The 20,357-nt window shown below is 48.9% G+C and carries 21 protein-coding genes and 1 tRNA gene; 11 read left to right on the plus strand and 11 right to left on the minus strand.

Annotated elements, in window-relative coordinates:
- The 4 genes from ACTJJS_RS20375 to ACTJJS_RS20390 all read right to left on the minus strand — a co-directional run.
- On the minus strand, positions 1-225 hold a 225-nt coding region (locus ACTJJS_RS20375; protein ID WP_440665046.1), incomplete at its 3' end, for a hypothetical protein.
- Positions 226-292: 67 nt separating this feature from the next.
- Entirely contained in the window at positions 293-1,519 is a 1,227-nt protein-coding gene (locus tag ACTJJS_RS20380; RefSeq protein ID WP_440665047.1) for a PepSY-associated TM helix domain-containing protein, read from the minus strand.
- Between the two features lie 261 nt (positions 1,520-1,780).
- On the minus strand, positions 1,781-1,981 hold the full coding sequence (locus tag ACTJJS_RS20385; RefSeq protein WP_168872138.1) for a hypothetical protein: 201 nt from the start codon (positions 1,979-1,981) through the stop codon (positions 1,781-1,783).
- 99 nt (positions 1,982-2,080) lie between these two features.
- The gene (locus tag ACTJJS_RS20390) at positions 2,081-3,100 is read right to left on the minus strand and encodes a glycosyltransferase family 2 protein (protein WP_440665048.1); all 1,020 of its coding nucleotides are present in this window, start codon (positions 3,098-3,100) and stop codon (positions 2,081-2,083) included.
- Between the two features lie 118 nt (positions 3,101-3,218).
- Between ACTJJS_RS20390 and ACTJJS_RS20395 the strand changes: the two genes are divergently transcribed.
- The 7 genes from ACTJJS_RS20395 to ACTJJS_RS20425 all read left to right on the plus strand — a co-directional run bounded on the left by ACTJJS_RS20395 (position 3,219) and on the right by ACTJJS_RS20425 (position 8,873).
- Entirely contained in the window at positions 3,219-4,367 is a 1,149-nt protein-coding gene (locus tag ACTJJS_RS20395; protein ID WP_440665049.1) for a sensor histidine kinase, read from the plus strand.
- A 107-nt stretch (positions 4,368-4,474) separates the two neighbouring features.
- Positions 4,475-4,561 (plus strand) — tRNA-Leu (locus ACTJJS_RS20400).
- Between the two features lie 192 nt (positions 4,562-4,753).
- Positions 4,754-5,083: a hypothetical protein gene (locus ACTJJS_RS20405; RefSeq protein WP_440665050.1), complete on the plus strand. Its 330-nt coding sequence runs from the start codon at positions 4,754-4,756 to the stop codon at positions 5,081-5,083.
- A 346-nt stretch (positions 5,084-5,429) separates the two neighbouring features.
- Positions 5,430-6,683 carry a DUF2130 domain-containing protein gene (locus tag ACTJJS_RS20410; protein WP_440665051.1) on the plus strand — a complete coding sequence of 418 codons (1,254 nt, stop codon included), beginning with the start codon at positions 5,430-5,432 and terminating at the stop codon, positions 6,681-6,683.
- A 32-nt stretch (positions 6,684-6,715) separates the two neighbouring features.
- Positions 6,716-7,345, plus strand: a complete 630-nt coding sequence (locus tag ACTJJS_RS20415; RefSeq protein ID WP_440665052.1) for an HAD family hydrolase — start codon at positions 6,716-6,718, stop codon at positions 7,343-7,345.
- 232 nt (positions 7,346-7,577) lie between these two features.
- Complete coding sequence (locus ACTJJS_RS20420; protein ID WP_440665053.1) at positions 7,578-8,219, plus strand: DUF4136 domain-containing protein; 642 nt, start codon at positions 7,578-7,580, stop codon at positions 8,217-8,219.
- 33 nt (positions 8,220-8,252) lie between these two features.
- The gene (locus ACTJJS_RS20425) at positions 8,253-8,873 is read left to right on the plus strand and encodes an outer membrane beta-barrel protein (protein ID WP_440665054.1); all 621 of its coding nucleotides are present in this window, start codon (positions 8,253-8,255) and stop codon (positions 8,871-8,873) included.
- A gap of 79 nt (positions 8,874-8,952) precedes the next feature.
- Here the strand turns inward: ACTJJS_RS20425 and ACTJJS_RS20430 are convergent, their stop codons facing one another.
- The 3 genes from ACTJJS_RS20430 to ACTJJS_RS20440 all read right to left on the minus strand — a co-directional run bounded on the left by ACTJJS_RS20430 (position 8,953) and on the right by ACTJJS_RS20440 (position 12,435).
- A complete protein-coding gene (locus ACTJJS_RS20430) occupies positions 8,953-9,972 on the minus strand; it encodes an FAD:protein FMN transferase (RefSeq protein ID WP_440665055.1) in 1,020 nt (339 codons plus the stop codon).
- Positions 9,973-10,041: 69 nt separating this feature from the next.
- Entirely contained in the window at positions 10,042-11,220 is a 1,179-nt protein-coding gene (locus tag ACTJJS_RS20435; RefSeq protein ID WP_440665056.1) for an MFS transporter, read from the minus strand.
- 36 nt (positions 11,221-11,256) lie between these two features.
- Entirely contained in the window at positions 11,257-12,435 is a 1,179-nt protein-coding gene (locus ACTJJS_RS20440; RefSeq protein ID WP_343743739.1) for an acyl-CoA dehydrogenase family protein, read from the minus strand.
- Between the two features lie 191 nt (positions 12,436-12,626).
- Here ACTJJS_RS20440 and ACTJJS_RS20445 point away from each other — a divergent pair, with 191 nt between their 5' ends.
- Complete coding sequence (locus tag ACTJJS_RS20445) at positions 12,627-13,058, plus strand: YciI family protein (RefSeq protein ID WP_343743738.1); 432 nt, start codon at positions 12,627-12,629, stop codon at positions 13,056-13,058.
- Positions 13,059-13,143: 85 nt separating this feature from the next.
- On the opposite strand, the gene pyrF is transcribed toward ACTJJS_RS20445, so the two are convergent.
- The gene (gene pyrF / locus ACTJJS_RS20450) at positions 13,144-13,965 is read right to left on the minus strand and encodes an orotidine-5'-phosphate decarboxylase (protein ID WP_168872127.1); all 822 of its coding nucleotides are present in this window, start codon (positions 13,963-13,965) and stop codon (positions 13,144-13,146) included.
- A gap of 304 nt (positions 13,966-14,269) precedes the next feature.
- Complete coding sequence (locus tag ACTJJS_RS20455) at positions 14,270-15,367, minus strand: Mrp/NBP35 family ATP-binding protein (protein ID WP_168872126.1); 1,098 nt, start codon at positions 15,365-15,367, stop codon at positions 14,270-14,272.
- Positions 15,368-15,495: 128 nt separating this feature from the next.
- Here ACTJJS_RS20455 and ACTJJS_RS20460 point away from each other — a divergent pair, with 128 nt between their 5' ends.
- A complete protein-coding gene (locus ACTJJS_RS20460; protein WP_168872125.1) occupies positions 15,496-16,152 on the plus strand; it encodes a carboxypeptidase-like regulatory domain-containing protein in 657 nt (218 codons plus the stop codon).
- A gap of 154 nt (positions 16,153-16,306) precedes the next feature.
- Positions 16,307-17,191 carry a 3-hydroxyacyl-CoA dehydrogenase family protein gene (locus tag ACTJJS_RS20465; RefSeq protein WP_440665057.1) on the plus strand — a complete coding sequence of 295 codons (885 nt, stop codon included), beginning with the start codon at positions 16,307-16,309 and terminating at the stop codon, positions 17,189-17,191.
- Positions 17,192-17,622: 431 nt separating this feature from the next.
- Here the strand turns inward: ACTJJS_RS20465 and ACTJJS_RS20470 are convergent, their stop codons facing one another.
- Together ACTJJS_RS20470 and ribD are read right to left on the minus strand one after the other, a co-directional pair.
- On the minus strand, positions 17,623-18,222 hold the full coding sequence (locus tag ACTJJS_RS20470; protein WP_168872123.1) for an IMPACT family protein: 600 nt from the start codon (positions 18,220-18,222) through the stop codon (positions 17,623-17,625).
- 33 nt (positions 18,223-18,255) lie between these two features.
- Positions 18,256-19,296, minus strand: coding sequence for a bifunctional diaminohydroxyphosphoribosylaminopyrimidine deaminase/5-amino-6-(5-phosphoribosylamino)uracil reductase RibD (gene ribD, locus ACTJJS_RS20475; RefSeq protein WP_440665058.1), 1,041 nt, complete (start codon positions 19,294-19,296; stop codon positions 18,256-18,258).
- 107 nt (positions 19,297-19,403) lie between these two features.
- On the opposite strand from ribD, the gene prmC reads away from it, so the two are divergent.
- Complete coding sequence (gene prmC, locus ACTJJS_RS20480; RefSeq protein ID WP_440665059.1) at positions 19,404-20,279, plus strand: peptide chain release factor N(5)-glutamine methyltransferase; 876 nt, start codon at positions 19,404-19,406, stop codon at positions 20,277-20,279.
- Positions 20,280-20,357: the final 78 nt, after the last annotated feature.

Here is a 20,357-nt window from a genome sequence, read left to right on the forward strand (position 1 = left end):
GACCGGGCTCGAACCGGCCACCCCGACCTTGGCAAGGTCGTGCTCTACCAAATGAGCTACTTCCGCAGGTGTTTTAAAACATAAAACTTTTAAGAACTTCCCGACTGTCGGCGCTTTCGGCGTGTTTGTTTTGCCGTGTGGCGTTTTCGTTGGGATTGCAAAGATAGGAAACGGACCGAAAACACAAAATATTTTTTCAAAGTTTTTTAAAAAATAGTTGCACACAATTGTAAATCATCTCCCCAAAACCAATACCATAGCCTATTTCAAAGAAACAATAATTATTACAATTTTATACCGTATTCAATCGTGCAAGCGGTTTTACTGCTTTCTTTTTTGATTTTTTCTGTTTGCCCCACCACACATAGAAGCCTGTCACCGGCAGCGACGCACAGATAAAACTGATCACAAAAGCAATAATTTTCCCGGGCAGTCCGCCAATAGCCCCCACATGAATATCATAATTCATCGCGATCAGTTTCTCCCCACGGTTCTTCTTTTTGTATTCGCTGTGCCCTACCATTTTACCCGTGTACTGATCAAACTGATATTCGTCACTGCCAAAATAAATATCCTTTCCGCGGTAACCGCCAACAGTGTTCACTCCTTCCGGATACGCGGCCGGATATACGAAAACACGGGTGGCATCTTTTAACAGGGGCTGGGCGGTGGTAAAAGCGATATCCAGCGGATTGCCGCTGGCAGCAGCCGTGGCCGGGCCGGAAGTGACCTGTTTCACGGCCGGCGGCGCAGTAGTGCCCGCAGCAGCCACGTAAACGGCCTTCTCAAACCATGTAAAGGCCCACACCATCCCCGTAAGGGCCAGTACCAGCGCAATGATGAGGCAGTAAAAACCAAGCACATTATGCAGGTCGTAATTGACCCGTTTGAAACCGGCTTTCCATTTAATCCTGAAGCTCTGGTCGCGGGCGGCCTTGGTCCAGCGTTTCGGCCACCACATCACCAACCCCGTAATCAGCAAAATAACAAAGATGACCGTGCTCCAGCCCACTATCGGCTGACCGTAGCGGGTATTCAGCAGCAGGCTCCAGTGTATCATCTTCACAATGGGGAAGAAACTGTATTTGTAATTGATACGGCCGTTAATAGCGCCGGTATAAGGATTTACCAGCACCGATTCATAATATTCCACACAGCCGAAATAGGTAAATGCCGTATCGTTGGCTTTATAGGCCATGAATTCCCAGGCACGGTCCGGCAGGCGCCAGGTGGTCACGGAAAGGATAGGCTTGTCACCCAGCGCCTGCTGCGCACGCGTCCGCAGCTCGCTCAGTGGCAGGACCTGTTCCTGCGGCGTCACAAACATCTCCTTATGGTAAATCATTTCATTGATCTCCCGCTGGAAAACAAACAGACAACCGGTGACGGCGATGATCAGCACAATAATGCCGGAGGCCAGCCCCAGCCACAGGTGTAGTTTATCGACGACCAGTCTTGCCACAGATTTTTTACCAGGTTTGCGCGCTTCCTTCTTTTTCCGTTGGACCATTGTTATCATAAAGCCATGCGGGGATTATCCGACGCTACAAAATTCCCCGCTTATCGGTTAACAGGCTACTCGCATCGGGAATATAATTTACGCGAAAGGGAAAAGCATCAAACGAAAGATCTCAGGTAAAATCGTCAAAAATCACCAAAAACAGGGGTAAAATCAGAAAATTCCGGAAAATCATCAGGGGCTGAAAAAGAAAAACCTCCCGGCAAAACCGGGAGGCTGGATAATTATGTTTGGCAGTAAATAAGCGATCGCCTATGTTACTTATTTATATTTTGGATTATACAAGGAACTTTCCTGAACAGTCACATCAGGTTTACCCTGGTATTTGTGTTTATACAGATTGTAGCAACCTCCCAGCATAAATGCCACTAAACAAAACAGACCCACATAATAAAAGAAACGGGAGCGGGAAACCCTGTCGCGGGTGATGTCATTCTTATTTTCTACGGTATTGTGTTCCATATTCAGTTTATTTCCGGTGCAAACCTAACAAATATTTTGGATTTATTTATTTAGTTATCGGGATATTTTAGCAAGAAAAACGGGCATATTCCCTGATTGTCATATCAGGTCCCTGAACTTCTTCCTCCGGAGAAAATAGTAGCGCCAGATCATAATTCCGTGGAAAACGCCCTTCATCTTCATCAGCTTCACTTCCGGCAGCTCGTGTTTGTTGACATATGTTTTCCGCCAGCGGTAATAGTCCCGGTAAGCGCGATAAATAGCCACCATGTCCTTGGGCTTGCCGGACACCAGGCTTTTAACACCAGCGAGGATATCCAGGAAAAAACGCTGGAACAGCACAATCCAACGGTCTTCGCTATGCAGGTTTTTCCACAACATCATGAGGTTGTTGCGGAAATTAAGATAAAGCTTGCGTGGATTGCCTTGTGGCAAACTGCCGCCCCCTACATGGAACACTTTTGAATCAGGGCAGTAACAAACGCGGTACCCGGCCCTTTGCAGGCGCCAGCAGAGGTCCACCTCTTCCATATGAGCAAAAAAATCGCGGTCAAAACCACCTACCTCCCTGAAACAGGCTGACCGGATAAAAAGCGCAGCGCCTGTAGCCCAGAAAATGTCCTGCGCATCATCATACTGGCCCTCGTCTTTTTCCGTGGTGTAGAGGATACGGCCGCGGCAGAAAGTATAGCCCAGCACGTCCATCCATCCACCGGCAGCGCCGGCATACTCAAACTCGTCCGGCTGGTGGTAAGCCCGCATCTTAGGCTGACAGGCAGCTATGCGGGGATCGGACTCCATCAGCGCCACCACCGGCTCTATCCATCCCGGCTCCACCTCCACGTCCTGGTTCAGCAACACATAAATATCGGCCTCCACATGTGCCAGCGCGTCATTATAACCGCCCGCAAAACCATCGTTGGACGGATTACGGATGATCCGTACCGACGGGTAGTGCGCTTCCACAAACGCCACACTGTCATCAGTAGAAGCGTTATCGGCCAGCACCAGCTGTAAATTACCATAAGTAGAGCGACACACAGACGGCAGGAATTTCTCCAGGAAAGCCTTTCCGTTCCAATTTAATATAACGACAGCAACCGACGGCAATATGTGCAAATGATATTACGTTTATGCGTGAATAATAAAATAAAGAGATGCAAATATGCAACAAAGGATTCTAATATTTGCTAATCGTCCCGAATCACCAAAGCGGAATAAGGCTTAAATTAGTTATATGTTTAGACAATACATCGGGTGGAAGTTCGTACTGGCCTCCATAGCAGTGCTCATTATCGTGACCACGATATGGTTCGTCAGCAACCTGACAAAAAAAATACAGGATGAAGAACGGAAAAAGGTCGCCACCTGGGTAGAGGCCAACCGGGAACTGCTCAAATCAGCCCCCGACGCCAATCTTAACCTCGCCACAGAAATAGTGACCACCAACACCACCATCCCGCTTATCCTGACCGATGAACAAGGACATATCCTTGACAGCCGCAACATCGACTCCATCCGCATTGCACAAAACCCTGCCTACCTGCAGGAACAGCTGCTGATATTCAAAAAACAACACCCACCCTTTATCATGGAGGTGGATGCCCGGCATAAACTATACAACTTCATCTATTACGGCGACTCCCTGATCCTGAAACAAATACGCTATTACCCTTATATACAGCTGGGCGTGGTCACGCTCTTCATTGCCCTCGTGCTCTTTGCCCTGTCCAGCACCAACCGCGCCACCCAAAACCAGGTATGGGTAGGCCTCGCCAAAGAAACCGCCCATCAGCTGGGCACCCCCCTCTCCTCCATGGAAGCCTGGCTGGAAATACTCCGCGAGAACGAAGCCAATACCATGATGGTGACAGAACTCGCCAAAGATGTGGACCGCCTCAAACTCATCACCGACCGCTTCTCCAAAATAGGCAGCGTGCCCAAACTGGAAGAACGCAACGTACTGGAACAGATAGAAAGCATGACCGCCTATATCCGGAAAAGAGCCCCGCAGAAAGTACGCTTCACTGTTCATTCCACCGAAAAGGAATTGCCCGTGATGATCTCTCCGCCGCTGTTTGACTGGGTGGTGGAAAACCTGCTGAAAAATGCGCTCGACGCCATGGAAGGCAGCGGCCGTATCGATATCAACATCGAAAACCACCCCACCTTCGTGACCATCGATATCGCCGATACCGGCAAAGGCATTCCCAAAATGCATTTCGAAAAAGTATTCAAGCCCGGCTTCAGTACCAAAAAAAGAGGATGGGGCTTAGGGCTGTCTCTGGCCAAAAGAATCATCGAAGAGTATCACAAAGGGAGGCTTTTTGTAAAATCTTCAGAAATAAACAAAGGCACTACTTTCCGCATCCTGCTTAGGAAGTAGCCGGTTCTACCCCCGCCGGGAAAGACACATTTTTGAGAAAAAGCATAAATAAATTTGCTTATTTCTAAAAAGCCATTATTTTTGCAGCCCATTCTACCAGAAAAGATGCGAAGGTGGCGAAATTGGTAGACGCGCTACTTTGAGGTGGTAGTGCCTGAAAGGGCTTGGGAGTTCGAATCTCCTCCTTCGCACCAAACAAAAAATCCCCGCTCACCGAGCGGGGATTTTTTGTTATTGACAGTAGCTCACCTTCGCGGCAGTTTACCATCACCGCAACAATTTCCATCTGTTTTTCTGGCATGCCCCATAAATACACCTGGTCCGTATCAACCCACTGACAGCCGGACGCGCAGCCGCAGCTTAACTTTACAAAAAACCCAACCCATATGAAAAAGCTAATCTTTTTAACCCTCTTATCGCTTCTATTGGGAGTATCCTCTTTTTCCAGTGTGCATCACGCAAAAGCAACAACCTTCACGACACAAGCAACCGACGAAATTTGGTTTGACTTTCGCTACAGTTATAATGGCCAATGGGTTATGAGTGGCACCTTACTAGTCTGGAACGATACCTCTTATCACCTATATCATTTTACTGCCGGAGGGGCAATAATCCAGGCCAACATTGGGGATCACTATTCAGTTTCTTCGCTTGATCAGTCAGCAGGAGCAAGCGGAATAATAACATCCACCTACATGGCTGTCCTCATTAACTAGGATCTCTCCTAACCAAAAAACTGAAGCTCAGCGCATTACGCTGAGCTTTTTTTTATTTCCGCGTTCCTCAATGGCCGCTTTCTTAACAATTCCATCACCATTCCTTAACGCCCAGCTAATAATAAAGAAGGAACTTAGCAATAGCCCCAGACAGGAAATTTAACTATCTTATTGAAAAACCTTATTGCTATTGTTTGTGCCGTTTATCCAGACCGGAAGGAAGTCATGTTCCTTCCTTTTTTTATTCGTACCCGCCAAACCTTTCTAAACCCTATCTTTACGTAATTTTTGTACTGAAATTATGGGAACATCTATTACCTGTCCCAATTGCAGACACCAGTTTGTCATGGAGGATGCATTTGCTGCAGACATCGAGAAGGAAATGAGGGGGAAAATGGAATCTGAATGGCGCAAGCGCCTCGATTCCCTGCAGGCCGAAAAGACCAGCCTGCAAACAGAAAAAAACCGCATGGCGCAGGAGCGCCAGCAGATAGAGATACTCCGGCAGCAGCAGGAACAGGAAGTTATCCAACGCGTACAATCGGAAAAAAAGCGCTTACAGGAAAGCCTGGCTGAAGAGCTGCGCAAATCCATCACAGCAGATTTCGACAACCAGCTGGCCACCCTCCGTGAAGCCAACCAGGAACAGGAAGCCCGGCTGCGTGAAGCCCGCAAACAGGAACTGGAATTCCTCCGGAAAGAACAGGAACTGAAAAATAAAGAAACAGAACTGGAGCTGAACCTGCAGAAAAGGCTGATGGAAGCCCGTGGCGAACTGGCGGAGAAAATACGCACGGAAGAAGCAGAACGCAATAAACTGAAAGATACCGAATACCAGATGCGCATGCGCGAACTGGAAAAACAACTGGAAGACCAGCGTAAACTGGCGGAAGAAATGAAACGCCGCGCAGAACAGGGCTCCACCCAATTGCAGGGCGAAGTGCAGGAACTGGTGCTGGAAGAAATGCTCCGCAGCACCTTCCCGTTTGACGAGGTCACACCGGTAGGCAAAGGGGTGCGTGGCGCCGACTGTGTGCAACTGATACGCAACTCCTTCGGCCAGGAATGCGGCCGCATTATCTACGAAAGCAAAAGGACCAAAGAATTTGCACGTGACTGGGTAGAGAAACTGAAAGCCGATATGCGCAGCCAGGGCATAGACGTGGCCATCCTCGTTACCCAGACCATGCCCCGCGATATGGAACGCTTCGGCGAAAAAGAAGGTATCTGGATCTGTACTTTCGCAGAAGTGAAATCGCTCGCCTATGTGCTGCGAGACAGTATCATCAAAATCGCCGGTAGTATCCGCACGCAGGAAAACAAAGGAGATAAAATGCATATGCTGTACGGCTACCTCACCAGCACAGAATTTGCTGAGCAATGGAAGGCTATCCGGGAAGGTTTCATGGCCATGAAACTCTCCATCCAACGCGAGCGCGATGCCATGGAAAAACTATGGAAAGCCCGCGAAAAACAGCTGGAAAAAGTACTACTCAACGCTGCTCATATCAAAGGTTCCATCGAAGGTATCGCCGGCAGCGACTCCGTAGATCTCAAACTACTGGAAGACGCTGCTGATGAAATATCAGACAACCTTTAAACTCAATCGCTTTCTAATTGTCTCATTAACCTATGAAAAGCCAAACGAAGAACGTGTACAACACAATTATTTTTGATCTGGGATCAGTACTGATCGACTGGAATCCCCGTTACCTCTACCGCAAAATATTTGCGACAGAAGCAGAAATGGACAGTTTTCTGCAGAACATCTGCACATCCGACTGGAACGAAGAACAGGACGCCGGCAGAAGCCTGCAGGAAGCTACCGAAATGCTGGTGGCCAGCCATCCGGCACATGAAGCGCAGATACGCGCCTACTACGGCCGCTGGAAAGAAATGCTCAACGGAGAAATCCCGGGATCTGTACAACTGCTCCGCCAACTGAAAGACAGCGGTAAATACAAATTATATGCACTCACCAACTGGTCCAACGAAACATTCCCCCTCGCCCTGGTGGAATTCCCCTTCCTGCAATGGTTTGACGGTATCGTGGTGTCCGGCCGCGAAAAACAACGCAAACCCTCTCCCTCTTTTTATCAGTTACTGCTCAACCGTTATCAGGTAGATGCAGATCACGCGCTGTTTATCGATGATAATCTCCGCAATGTGAAAGCGGCGGAAGCACAAGGTATCGACAGCGTCCATTTCGTTCATCCGGAGCAGTTAAAAGATGCATTAGTTTCTAAAAACATATTAAATTAGTCATCTTTGTTAAAAGCTCATTTTGTTAACCCAATTTTCATTTTAAGATACCCTTAACAATTAACGACTAAACTTCCTGTAACATCTTTCTATCCAAAGCGTTGAATAATAGGAATAAACGGAAACTTCCCTGCAGCCGCGTGCCAGCCGGCGTTATATGTTAACATTTGACACGCATTCCGCTGTTAACCTTTACGGAAGAGACCTATCATAAAAATTAATACGCGAGGATATGAAAAGAACAATGTATTTACTAAGTGCTGTTGCCGCTCTCGTGGCAATGATTTCCATCAGCAGCTGCCGTAAAGACCCCTTGAAAGACATGACAGACGAGGAGTCCAGGATTTATATCACCAACCACGACAGTACCGTTGATTTTACTTCCTATTCCACTTTCAGCATCGTTGACTCCGTGGCCGTGCTGAGCAGAAACAGTGATTCTGCCAAAAAAGCACTGACGACCTACGACCAGCAACTGATTGCTTCCGTAACGGCAGCCATGAAACAGAGAGGTTACACACTGGTGGACAAATCTGCCAAACCTGATCTGGGCATTAACCTTACCCGTATTGACAACTCCTATACAAGCATCGGTTGGAATCCAGGCTGGTGGGGCGGCCCGGGCTACTGGGACGCAGGCTGGTGGGGTTATCCCGGCGGTGGCTGGTACTGGCCTTCTTACTACACCGTGTACCAGGTAAACGAAAGGCAGACAGCCATCGATCTCTTCGATCTGAAAAACGCCAAAAACGACAAGTTCAACGTTATCTGGAACGCGCTGTGGCGTGGCTCAGGCGTGTGGAGCACCAGCAACGTAGACCCGATGGTACAGGCTTCCTTTGCACAATCAGCTTACCTGAGCAAAAGCAAATAAAGTCCATTCCGAAAATTTTAAATTGATAGAGAGATGAAAAAGATAAAAAACTGGCTGCTGATTTTTGCGGGATGTATCGCTGCACAGGCTGTGTCTGCGCAAAGCCGTCCGCCTTTGTCCATAGACCTCAACTATTCCATTGCCCAACCTTTTGGTTCTGTAAAGGACTATGCCAATAAAACCAGCTTCCGTGGCTGGTCCGCCGGTCTGTCCTATATGCTGAACGACCGCCTGTCTGTGGGCGTTCGCAGCGGCTTCCAGGATTTCTACGAAAGACTGCCCCGCGCGGTATATCCTGATAAACAAGGGGACGTATCTGCGGTACAGTCCCGCACCTTGCAGGTAATACCGTTGCAAGCCACTGTGGGCTATGCCTTCACGCCTGCCACCAGCGCAGTTATTCCTTATGGTGTGCTCGGTATCGGCGCGGCTAATATGAACTATGAAAAATACTGGGGCGAGTTTGTAGACAAGAAAAACAGCTGGCAGTTCATGGTCAGCCCGGAAGTAGGCATCAACGTGCCTTTCGGCCGCTACTCACCGGTCATGTTCAACGCCAATGTACGGTACAACTATGCGCCGTACAAGTTCAACGAGATCACCAGCTTTAATAGCATTCAGGGAAATATTGGTATTAAAGTACACATACACTAAAACTTTTTTTATCCATATTCATGAAAGAGAAATAGTGAGAATGCGCCCCGCTTCGTTTATACGGAGCGGGGTTTTTATTTTATGGCACAAAAAAGTACTGGCTGAAACCTTTGCTGTAAGCCTCTTTGATGCTGCCATCCGCAGCCTTGTAGATATACAGCGCTTCCAGTCCGTACGCCGGATGTTGTGCTATAAATTTCAATCCTTTTTCCACCCCCATTAATATCAGGGGATTATCAAATGCATCTGCGGTAAAACAATCTTTCGCGATCACGGTCACGCTGATGATGTGATTGTGCAAGGCCACGCCCGTCACCGGATCGATGGTATGTGCAAAACGGGTACGCCCCTGGTCAAAAAAACGGCGATAGTTGCCGCTGGTGGCAATGCCTTTATCCTTCAGTTCCACCATGGCTTGTATCGGTTCATACGTGGTGTCGCCGGGCGATGGCCGCTCAACGCCAATACGCCAGCTTTTACCCTGCTGGTTCACGCCTCTGGCACACAGCTCCCCACCTACGTCCACGAGATAATTTTGAATGCCCTGCTGCTCCAGGAACCTCCCCAGCACGTCTACCGTATATCCCTGCGCGATACCATTGCAATCTATCTGTACACCTTTTTTTGTTGTAGTGAGATGATCACCTTTTACTGATAAATAACGGTAACCCACATACGATAATGCCTTTTTGATGCTGTCTGCCGGCGGTATACCCTTGAAAGAAGGTTTGGTCACACCGAACCCCCAGAGATATACCAGCGGTTTCACCGTAATGTCAAAAATGCCGTTGGTCGCTTTACTGGCATAGATAGCTTTATCCACCACGTTCCGCATATGCTCGTCCATTTTCACATCGCCGGAGGCATTGAATTGGTTGATGAGGGAACCGGGCCTGTACAACGACAGCGACTGGTCTATCACCGCAAACACTGAATCAATACGGCCCTGCAGCGAAGTCGTGTCCGGAGCCAGGTATTTCACGATGTAATAGGTACCCTGCGCCTTTCCTTCACAAGCCACCAGTTTCAGTGGTCGTTCCTGCGCCTGTATTGCAGCCACAGTACACACGCTCATCAAAAGCAATAAAATCATCTTCATAAAAAACAGATAACATGGATAACGGGCAGGTAAGATAATATTTTGTGGCGGGGTTTTCCTTCGGAACTATTATACAGCCGTATTCGGCGCAGGAACAAAAAACAACAGATAAACTACTACCAGGAAGGCCATGCCGGCCGTTGCCAGGAAAGCGGCCATCGCCCCAAACTGAAACCATATCCAACCGGTGAGGGAACTTGCCGCCATAGTGCAAATACTCTGAAAACCGGTAAAAGTACCGATAGCTGTGGCCGTATCGGCTTTGCTCGTGATATTGCTGATCCAGGCTTTAGAAATTCCTTCCGTAGCTGCAGCATACAATCCATATAGTAAAAACAGGCTGCCGTACCAATACCAGTTTCCCGTAATGCTCATTCCCGCATATACCAGCACAAACAACACCAGCCCTGTTATAAATATCTTTTTCAGGCCGATACGGTCTGCCAGTATACCCAGTGGGAAAGCCGCCAATGCATATACGAGATTGTAAAAAATATAAATGCCAATAGTGGCGGTATCACCCAAACCGGCCTGTTTTATCCGCAACAGCAAAAAGACATCGGAGCTATTGCTTAAGGTAAATACCAGCAAACCCACTACCAATTTGCGGTATATGGCAGGACTTTCTTTCCAGTAACCTAAAAAAGCAAAAAAACTGACAGGGCCGGTTTTCTCTTTGGGTGCAGCAGAACGGTCTTTGAGGTATAACGAAAAAACGATGGCCAGTAAACCGGGAATAAAAGCCAACAGGAACATATTGCGGTAACGCCCCGGATAATAATAGAGGAACAACAACGCCAGCGAAGGCCCCAACACCGCGCCCAGTGTGTCCATGGAACGGTGAAAGCCAAACACACGGCCTTTGGTAGCGGTGGTTGCCTCATCAGACAACAATGCATCCCTGGCGCCCGTGCGGATGCCTTTTCCCAGTCTGTCAACAGCCCTGGCGAAAAATATCCAGAGCGGGTAAACAAAGACCGCCATCATTGGTTTGGAGACGGCACTCAGACCATACCCCAGGCGAATAAACGGCGTACGCCTGCCGGTATGGTCTGATAACTTTCCGAAATATCCTTTACTTAAACCGGCAGTGGCCTCCGCGATGCCTTCCAGCACACCGATCAACAATACGGAAAAGCCGATGCTTTGCAGGTATATCGGCATAACGGGATAAAGCATCTCACTGGCAATGTCCGTTACCAGGCTAATACAAGATAATATCCAGACAGTGCGTGTCAGGTAAGTCATATTGCCTCCTGTTTACCTGCTAATGAAAACATGCCGTTACTTAAACGCGTCAAAGCCGGTAACATCCATACCTGTGATCAGCAGGTGGATCTCATGCGTTCCTTCATAGGTAAGCACGCTTTCCAGGTTCATCATATGCCGCATAACAGGGAATTCACCGGTGATGCCCATGCCACCTAAAATAGAGCGGGCATCGCGGGCTATTTTGGTAGCCACTTCACAGGAGTTGCGCTTGGCCATGGAAATCTGTGCCGGCGTGGCTTTTCCTTCATTCTTCAAGACCCCGAGGCGCCAGTTGAGGAGCTGCGCTTTAGTGATCTCTGTCACCATTTCAGCGAGTTTCTTTTGTGTAAGCTGGAAACCACCGATAGGGCGGCCGAACTGGTTACGTTCCTTTGAATAACGCAGGGCGGTGTCGTAACAGTCCATCGCGGCGCCGATCACGCCCCATGCAATACCATAGCGGGCAGAAGAAAGGCAGCTGAGCGGCCCTTTCAGTCCTTTTACCAGTGGCAGAATATTTTCTTTGGGCACTCTCACATTATCGAACACCAGTTCACCGGTGGCGCTGGCGCGCAGGCTCCATTTACCTTTCGTTTCCGGTGTGGTAAAACCTTCCATGCCACGTTCCACAATGAGGCCGCGGATAACGCCTTCGGGGTCTTTAGCCCATACCACCGCTATTTGTGCAAATGGCGCGTTGGATATCCACATTTTAGCGCCATTGAGAATCACGTGGTCGCCGTCTTCGCGGTAGTTGGTGATCATGCCGGCCGGATTGGAACCGTGGTCTGGCTCGGTGAGGCCAAAACAGCCCATCCATTCGCCTGTGGCCAGTTTGGGCAGGTATTTCTTTTTCTGTGCTTCACTGCCGAAAGTAAAAATGGGGTACATCACCAGCGAGCCCTGCACTGAAGCCGTGGAGCGGATGCCGCTGTCACCCCGTTCCAGCTCCTGCATCATCAGTCCATAGGCGATATGGTCCATGCCGCCACCGCCGTATTCCTGCGGGATAGTAGGGCCAAAACAGCCCAGTTCGCCAAGCCCTTTTAAAATCTGCGAAGGGAATTCGGCACGCTGGCAATAATCTTCAATGATGGGCGAAACCTCTTTCTTTACCCACTGCCTTACTGTATCGCGGATTAACAGGTGTTCTTCTGTCAACAAACCATCTACAGCATAATAATCCGGTGACTGGAATAAATCTTTAGACATCTGTTCATGTTTAATAACCCAATATAACCAATTACGACTTACGAACGGCGGGTGGCGCGCCGCCCATAACGGTAACGGCTAATGGCGGGCCTCGCTAACACATTAGGAATCAATCATTCATCATCATTTCTTAATTTAATTCTAATTCACAATTCGTCATTGATTGTCTACCTTCGGTGAAAATAACCCGTATGGCAAGCAAAGTTATTCCTGCAATTTTTCTGCTGGGATTTCTGGTTATCGTGATAGTATCTTTTCATCCCGCTGCTTTGCAATCACCGTCTGTCCATGAAGCCAGGAAAGAGACAAGCGTCAACCCGAACATGAAACGTTACTGGATGGTCTTTTTGAAGAACGGCCCACACCGCGATCAGCCGGCAGTAGCAGCCGCCGGTATTCAGTCCGCCCACCTGCAGCATATACAACAACTGGCGCAGACCGGCAAATTGCTGGTAGCAGGCCCTTTTGATAATGATGGCGATATGAAGGGAATATTTATACTGGATTGCAGGGACAGTCTGGAAGCGGCGCAGCTGGTGAAGGAAGATCCGGCGGTACGTGCGGGGAGGTTGCGTTTTGAGGTGCTTCCGTGGTGGACAGAAAAGAACTGTGTATTCAAATAACTGCCTGAGTGGCGGTTAACTTTCAGCCTTATGGAAAAAATTTTCACAGCAGGCCAAAAGCTAACGCCAACGGCTATTGTCAGTATCAGAGGCTGACAGTTGTCTGATTGAGGTAAGTGGCCATTTCCTGCTGGTATTGCAGGGCGGCATTACGGGCATCGGTGGCAAAGTCTTCACCGTTGCCGGCATAGATAATACCACGGCTCACGTTGACGAGCAGACCGCAGTCTTTGTTCATGGCCTGTGTGGATATTTCCTGCAGGCTGCCTCCCTGGGCGCCTACGCCCGGCACCAGGAAAAAGTTGTCCGGCGCCATTTTGCGGATATAGCCCAGTTGAGCGGACTGGGTAGCGCCCACCACAAACATCAGGTTGTCCGGGGTACCCCACTCCATCGCTGTTTTTATCACTTTTTCAAACAACAGCTCATCTCCTGCCTGCTGCAGCTGGAAGTCCTGGCTGCCTTCGTTGGAAGTGAGCCCGAGGAGAATGGTCCATTTCTCCGGGAACTGGAGGAACGGTAATACGCTGTCTTTCCCCATATAAGGAGCTACCGTAACGGAATCAAACTTATACGTATCAAAAAAAGTTTTGGCGTATTGGGTGGAAGTATTGCCGATATCGCCGCGTTTGGCATCGGCGATGGTAAAGATACCGGAAGGGATATATTCTACCGTACGCTGCAGGCTTTCCCATCCGCGGATGCCCATACACTCGTAAAAGGCCGTATTGATTTTATACGCCACGCAAAGGTCTTTGGTAGCGTCAATAATTGCCTTGTTAAAGGCAAACACCGGATCTGCGTGAGACAGCAGGTGTTTTGGAATCTTTTGCATGTCTGTATCCAATCCTACGCACAGATAAGATTGTTTTTCCTTAATAAGATTCACCAATTCCTGTCGATTCATAGTCGGTTTATTTGGGGCGCAAAGTTAAGTAAAACTTAAGCATTGCAGCAGTTTAAACATATTATGATTACCTCTAAAATATTTTACTGTGTGGTAGTTGTTGTGGTCGTTATGCTTTACCGACAATCATTTCGGAGGAAGATTCAACTAAAGATAAGGAAAAAAAGAATGAAGATTTTCCAAAAAAAACAGCGAAAATGCCGTGGCGACACCACTTCATTTTCGCTGTCAGGTATGACATCTAATTATTTGATTATTTAATGCTTAAAATAATTAAATAACCAAATATCTAAATGAACAACTATTATACGATCACATCCACAATTTTGGTGGGTGCAATATTAGCGTTACGCATAGCTATGCTTCTGGCAGCGGCGCCGGCCACGTCCAGGAAGGCTTTGCGGGTAATTTTATCATCGCTGGCCATAGCGGGCTGACCGCTGTCGCCGCCTTCGCGGATGCTTTGTACCAGCGGGATCTGGCCCAGGAATGGTATTTCCAGGTCTTCCGCCAGTTTTTTGCCTCCTTCTTTTCCGAAGATATAGTATTTGTTCTCCGGCAGCTCTGCCGGTGTGAAATAGGCCATATTTTCCACCAGTCCCAGGATAGGAACATTAATCTGCTGGCCGTTGAACATGGCGATACCTTTCTGTACATCTACCAGTGCCACGTCCTGCGGGGTGGTCACCATCACTGCGCCGGTTACCGGTACGGTTTGTACCAGCGTCAGGTGGATATCACCGGTGCCGGGAGGCATATCGATCACCAGGTAGTCCAGCTCGCCCCAGTATACATCGGTGAGGAACTGGCGGAGGGCGCTGCTGGCCATTGGGCCACGCCAAACCACGGCCTGTCTTTCATCGATCAGCAGGCCGATAGACATCACTTTGATGCCGAATTTCTCTATCGGCTGGATCATGCCTTTGCCTTCCACCTCTACCATCATCGGTCTTTCGCCACGGAGGCCAAACATAATGGGAACGGACGGTCCGTAGATATCAGCGTCCATCAGGCCCACACGGGCGCCGTCACGGCCCAGTGCCAGCGCCAGATTGGCCGCTACGGTAGATTTGCCCACGCCACCTTTACCGGAAGCCACGACAATAATATTTTTAACGCCGGCCAGTACACCTTTACCTTCCGTACGGCGGGAGCTCACATTTGCCGTCATCACCACTTCCACTTCCGCGTCCTTGCTCACCATCATATGAATGGCATTGACACATGCGTTCCTGATAAGATCCTTCAACGGGCAGGCCGGTGTTGTCAGCACTACCGTAAACTTCACCTTATTGCCGTTTATCTCTATATCTTTTACCATGTTCAACGTCACCAGATCCTTTCCCAGATCGGGTTCTTCGACGTTGCTCAGGGCCTGTAAAATCTGCTCTTTCGTCATCATAAATTGTTGTTAAAATTCGATTCCTGCCTGCAAAGTTAACCCAATTGGAAGTTAATTTACAAACTCTTCTTCGCGTTCATCCATCGCAGGGAGACAAGTAAATTAAATTTCTATATCTTAGGGCCGGCATGCATCACAAAAGATCCTACATACTGTCACTTATCCTGGTGTTCCTTTTATCTCCTTTCCTGTTGAAAGCCCAAATTGCGGATTTCAGGGACAGCGTAATTCAAATTTCAGGGATCACCATGACTGCCGACAGCCTGCGGGCCGTACCAGCCGTCAGCGTCCTCGTCAGAGGCCAGGGCCGCGGTACCATCTCCAATTCCGCCGGCGTCTTCTCTATCGTGGTTTTTAAAGGTGACACCCTCACTTTCAGCGCGGTAGGCTTCAAAAAGAAAGACTATAAAATACCAACCACACTCAAAGGCAATAATTTCTCCCTCATACAACTGATGGTGGAGGACACTACCTATCTTCCGGTAACCATCATCAAACCCTACCTCAACCGGCAGGAGTTTGAAAGAGCGTTCGCCAGCATGGACATCCCGGACGATGCGTACGAAATAGCCCGTAAAAACACGGAAAACGCCCGCCTCAGGGCCATGACCCGCTTTACGCCCGTAGACGGCGCAGAAGGCACGAACATGTACCTCAACAAACAGGCGCAATCCCTGTACTACGCCGGCCAGCCACCACCACAAAATATTTTCAACCCTCTCGCCTGGGCACAGTTTATCCAGGCCTGGAAACGGGGTGATTTCAAACGAAAAGACGACTATTAATTACGAATTACGGATTACGAATTACAAATGAAGGGCGCTTTTATGGAAAGGTCATTTAGTAACCTCTCTATAAGAAAGCCCTTCATTTGTAATTCGTAATCCGTAATTCGTAATTGTTTATATTGCTCTATAATTCAGAACCAAAATAATCTCCATGCAAAAAGTAGCGGTTATAGGCGCGGGCACCATGGGCAATGGTATAGCGCACGTATTTGCCCAGAATGGCTATGCGGTAAACCTGATAGATGTATCAGCTGCAGCTCTCGAAAAGGCCATACAGACCATCAGCAAGAACCTTGACAGACAAGTGTCCAAGGGCACTGTTTCCGAGGTACAGAAAGCACAAACGATCGCCAATATCAATCCTCTCACTTCTATTTCTGACGGCGTAAGAGACGTATCGCTCGTAGTGGAAGCGGCTACTGAAAATGTAGCGCTGAAACTGAAAATATTCCAGGAACTCGATGAGCATGCACACCCAGACGCTATCCTGGCCACTAATACCTCATCCATCTCCATCACCAAAATTGCTGCCGCCACCAAACGGCCGGCAAAAGTAATCGGCATGCACTTTATGAACCCGGTGCCTGTAATGAAACTGGTGGAGATCATCAACGGCTATGCTACAGATAAGAGCATCACGCAGGAAATTGTGGCCCTCTCCGAAAAACTGGGTAAAGTGCCCTGCGTGGTGAACGACTATCCCGGCTTCATCGCCAACCGTATCCTCATGCCCATGATCAATGAAGCCATCTATTCTCTTTTTGAAGGCGTGGCCGGCGTGGCAGAAATAGATACTGTGATGAAACTCGGCATGGCCCATCCGATGGGACCACTGCAACTGGCAGACTTCATCGGGCTGGACGTATGCCTGTCCATCCTTAATGTGTTACATGATGGCTTTGGCAATCCGAAATATGCACCCTGCCCCCTGCTGGTAAACATGGTCACCGCCGGATACCTGGGCGTAAAGAGCGGGGAAGGTTTCTACAAATACACCCCTGGCAGCAAAGATCTTGTGGTTAGTCCCCGGTTTTAATTCCGAATTACAAACGACCCAACAAACATAAAGGGCTTTCTTATAGAAATGTTAATAATTAACCGTTCTATAAGAAAGCCCTTCATTCGTAATTCCTAATTCGTAATTTGTAATTGATTTCGTGATTTTGTCCGGTTTTGGACGTTCGGCTTTCGTGTTCGGACAATCTTATCGACCTATCTGCTGTATAACTTATTCATTTTCAACAAATCTATTTCTGGCATATTCTTTTATCGTCCCTCGTTATCACCCTAATATTACAACTATGTTGAAACGTTATCGATTCTTCTTAATTACAGCGGCCGCCGTGGCCACCGTGCTGTTATTAAAAAGAGCATGCGTTAAATTGGACACCCCGGAAGCCTCCCAATCGCCTTATCTCTGTTTTGAACTGTTTGCCGATTTTCATCTGACAGGGAAACATGCTGCCGCTACTTCAACGTCTTTATCTCCAGTCCGTGAATGTCGCGAAGGCGTAAAAGGCACAACTCTTCGTTCGCCCGGGGCACTCCTATGTCCATAGTACAAAAGAGCTGCAGCTCCTGCGCCAGCACGGTGCAATTATTTTGTTTCACAACGATCATCACGTCATTCATGATGGTGTAGTCGAAAGTGAGATGATATTTTGATTCTATGTTCTTCTGGACCGCCGGCACCAGCTGCAATACCATGGCAGCACTCATCTTATAGGCATTGATCAGCCCGGGAACACCCAGCAGGGTACCGCCAAAATACCGCACCACCACGATCAGCACATCCGTCAACTGTTTACTGTCTATCTGCCCGAGGATAGGTTTGCCCGCAGAACCGGAAGGTTCTCCGTCATCATTGGCACGAAACTGAAGTCCGTCCGTACCCAAGCGGTAAGCATAACAATGGTGGGTGGCTTTGGGATGCTCCTTTTTCACTTCCATCAGACAATCTTTCACCGCTTCAGGGGTCTTCACGGGAAACACATAAGCCAGAAATTTGCTGCCCCTGTCCTTGAATTCAGCAACAGCGGTTTTATCAATTGTAAAATAAACCTCCATCTATATATTTTAGAAAAACCAGAATATTCTTTTTTAACCACGACGGTAAATGTCGATACGGTCACCTTCCAGGTGTAAAGTCTCTTCCACCGCGGCCTGTCTTAGTACCGGCGCCGGCAGTCCATCAGACAGTGTATTCGTTCCCGTTATAACGCGCGCTTCGTCCCAAAGGTCTGTTTCCAGGAAACGTTGCAGCACGTAAGGGCCGCCTTCCACCAACACGCTCTGTATCTGGCGCTGGTGGAGGTGTTGCATGAGTTGTGGCAGTAATGGCGCCGTAAAATCGAGTGTCAGCAGGTCTGCTTTTTTATCCGTTGTTTTTTCCGCCGTAATAAAGATGGTAGGAATACTGCCATCCCACAGGTGATGTGTGCGGGGAACCGCCAGCGTTCTGTCGATGACCAGTCGCACCGGGTCCTTACCGGGCCACAGCCGCGTATTCAGTTGAGGGTTATCGAGGATGGCCGTGCGGGTGCCTACCAGAATAGCCATCTCCTCACTGCGCCAGCGATGTACCAGGCGGTCGCTCCAGTGGTTGGAGATACGCACCGGCGCGCCGTCGGGACCGGCCATAAAGCCATTGCGGCTCTGCGCCCATTTCAGGATGATATAGGGCCGTTGCTGCTCATGAAACGTAAAGAAGCGGCGGTTGATAGCCCTGCAGGCCGTTTCCAGCACACCGGTATGTACTTTTATGCCTGCCTTTTTCAGTTTTTCGATCCCTTTGCCGGCCACCGCAGAGAAAGTGTCCACACAACCGATCACTACTTCCGGGATTTTTTCTGACACGATCAGATCTGCGCAGGGCGGCGTTTTACCATGATGCGCACAGGGTTCAAGGCTTACGTACATCGTGGCCCGCTGAATGAGGGGCCTGTCTTCTGCCGTAACGCTGTTCACACAGTTCACTTCCGCATGTGCCTGACCATATTGCCGGTGGTAACCTTCCCCGATGATACGGCCCTGATGCACCAGCACCGCCCCTACCACCGGGTTAGGCGCCGCATGGCCACGACCCATGGCGGCCAGCTCCAGGCACCGCCTCATAAAAATTTCATGGTCTGCGCTATTCATGATACCCTGTTAAAGTAATATTTTTGCCAAAATTACGTTTTTAGCCGACGGAAAATGCCAATCACCTCCTGGTTTGTATTTTCCGGCTGATTCTTAAATCATCAAATTTGACAATACAAACAGCCTTTACCTATATCACAGGTGCCATAGGCGATTTATACGATGCGCGCGAAGCCGCCAATATAGCCCATATTGTGCTGGAGCATATAACGGGCATGAATAAACTGGACCGCCTTGTGCATAAAGCCAAATTATTGACGCCTGATCAGAATACCCGGCTCAAAAGCGCCATAGAAGCCCTGCAACGGATGGAGCCGGTACAATATGTCACCGGTTCGGGCTGGTTTTACGGCATGGAGCTGGCTGTCAACCATCACGTACTGATCCCGAGGCCTGAAACAGAAGAACTGGTAGCCTGGATCATACAGGACCTGGCAGGGCATCCCCACCCACATCTGCTGGACATCGGCACCGGCAGCGGCTGTATCCCGCTGGCATTAAAACAGAACATCCCCGCTGCTGTGGTATCCGCCATCGACATCAGCGAAGAAGCCCTGGCCGTTGCCCGTGGAAACGCTGTCAGGCTGCGGCTGGAGGTAGAATTCTCCCGCCTCAGCGCCCTCGATGAGCAGCAAATGGCCACACTGCCGGCCTTTGACGTGATCGTCAGCAATCCGCCCTACATCACACAAAGCGAACAGGCCACCATGCAGCAACAGGTATGGGGCTTTGAACCGTCCATCGCGCTTTTTGTGCCAGACAATGACGCGCTGCTGTTTTACCGGCATATCGCCCGTACCGCGCTGCAGAAGCTCAACCCGGGCGGCGCGCTTTACTTTGAGATCAATGAATCACTGGGACAGGAAGTAGTGCTACTGCTGCAATCACTGGGGTTCAGGGAGGTAACGCTCCGGCAGGACATGTTCGGCAAAGACAGAATGGTAAAGGCAATTACGAATTACAAATTACAAATTACGAATTGAGGGCTTTCTTATGGAAAGGTCATTTAAGTAACCTCGCTATAAGAAAGCCCTCAATTCGTAATTTGTAATTCGTAATTC

Source organism: Chitinophaga sp. 22308, from assembly GCF_052045305.1.
GTDB classification, from domain to species: domain Bacteria; phylum Bacteroidota; class Bacteroidia; order Chitinophagales; family Chitinophagaceae; genus Chitinophaga; species Chitinophaga varians_A.

Coding starts and splice junctions, on each gene's coding strand:
- ACTJJS_RS20380 (WP_440665047.1), bottom strand. CDS start 1,519: ATGATAACAATGGTCCAACGGAAAAAGAAGGAAGCGCGCAAACCTGGT.
- ACTJJS_RS20385 (WP_168872138.1), bottom strand. CDS start 1,981: ATGGAACACAATACCGTAGAAAATAAGAATGACATCACCCGCGACAGG.
- ACTJJS_RS20395 (WP_440665049.1), top strand. CDS start 3,219: ATGTTTAGACAATACATCGGGTGGAAGTTCGTACTGGCCTCCATAGCA.
- ACTJJS_RS20405 (WP_440665050.1), top strand. CDS start 4,754: ATGAAAAAGCTAATCTTTTTAACCCTCTTATCGCTTCTATTGGGAGTA.
- ACTJJS_RS20410 (WP_440665051.1), top strand. CDS start 5,430: ATGGAGGATGCATTTGCTGCAGACATCGAGAAGGAAATGAGGGGGAAA.
- ACTJJS_RS20415 (WP_440665052.1), top strand. CDS start 6,716: ATGAAAAGCCAAACGAAGAACGTGTACAACACAATTATTTTTGATCTG.
- ACTJJS_RS20420 (WP_440665053.1), top strand. CDS start 7,578: ATGAAAAGAACAATGTATTTACTAAGTGCTGTTGCCGCTCTCGTGGCA.
- ACTJJS_RS20425 (WP_440665054.1), top strand. CDS start 8,253: ATGAAAAAGATAAAAAACTGGCTGCTGATTTTTGCGGGATGTATCGCT.
- ACTJJS_RS20430 (WP_440665055.1), bottom strand. CDS start 9,972: ATGAAGATGATTTTATTGCTTTTGATGAGCGTGTGTACTGTGGCTGCA.
- ACTJJS_RS20435 (WP_440665056.1), bottom strand. CDS start 11,220: ATGACTTACCTGACACGCACTGTCTGGATATTATCTTGTATTAGCCTG.
- ACTJJS_RS20440 (WP_343743739.1), bottom strand. CDS start 12,435: ATGTCTAAAGATTTATTCCAGTCACCGGATTATTATGCTGTAGATGGT.
- ACTJJS_RS20445 (WP_343743738.1), top strand. CDS start 12,627: ATGGCAAGCAAAGTTATTCCTGCAATTTTTCTGCTGGGATTTCTGGTT.
- pyrF (WP_168872127.1), bottom strand. CDS start 13,965: ATGAATCGACAGGAATTGGTGAATCTTATTAAGGAAAAACAATCTTAT.
- ACTJJS_RS20455 (WP_168872126.1), bottom strand. CDS start 15,367: ATGATGACGAAAGAGCAGATTTTACAGGCCCTGAGCAACGTCGAAGAA.
- ACTJJS_RS20460 (WP_168872125.1), top strand. CDS start 15,496: ATGCATCACAAAAGATCCTACATACTGTCACTTATCCTGGTGTTCCTT.
- ACTJJS_RS20465 (WP_440665057.1), top strand. CDS start 16,307: ATGCAAAAAGTAGCGGTTATAGGCGCGGGCACCATGGGCAATGGTATA.
- ACTJJS_RS20470 (WP_168872123.1), bottom strand. CDS start 18,222: ATGGAGGTTTATTTTACAATTGATAAAACCGCTGTTGCTGAATTCAAG.
- ribD (WP_440665058.1), bottom strand. CDS start 19,296: ATGAATAGCGCAGACCATGAAATTTTTATGAGGCGGTGCCTGGAGCTG.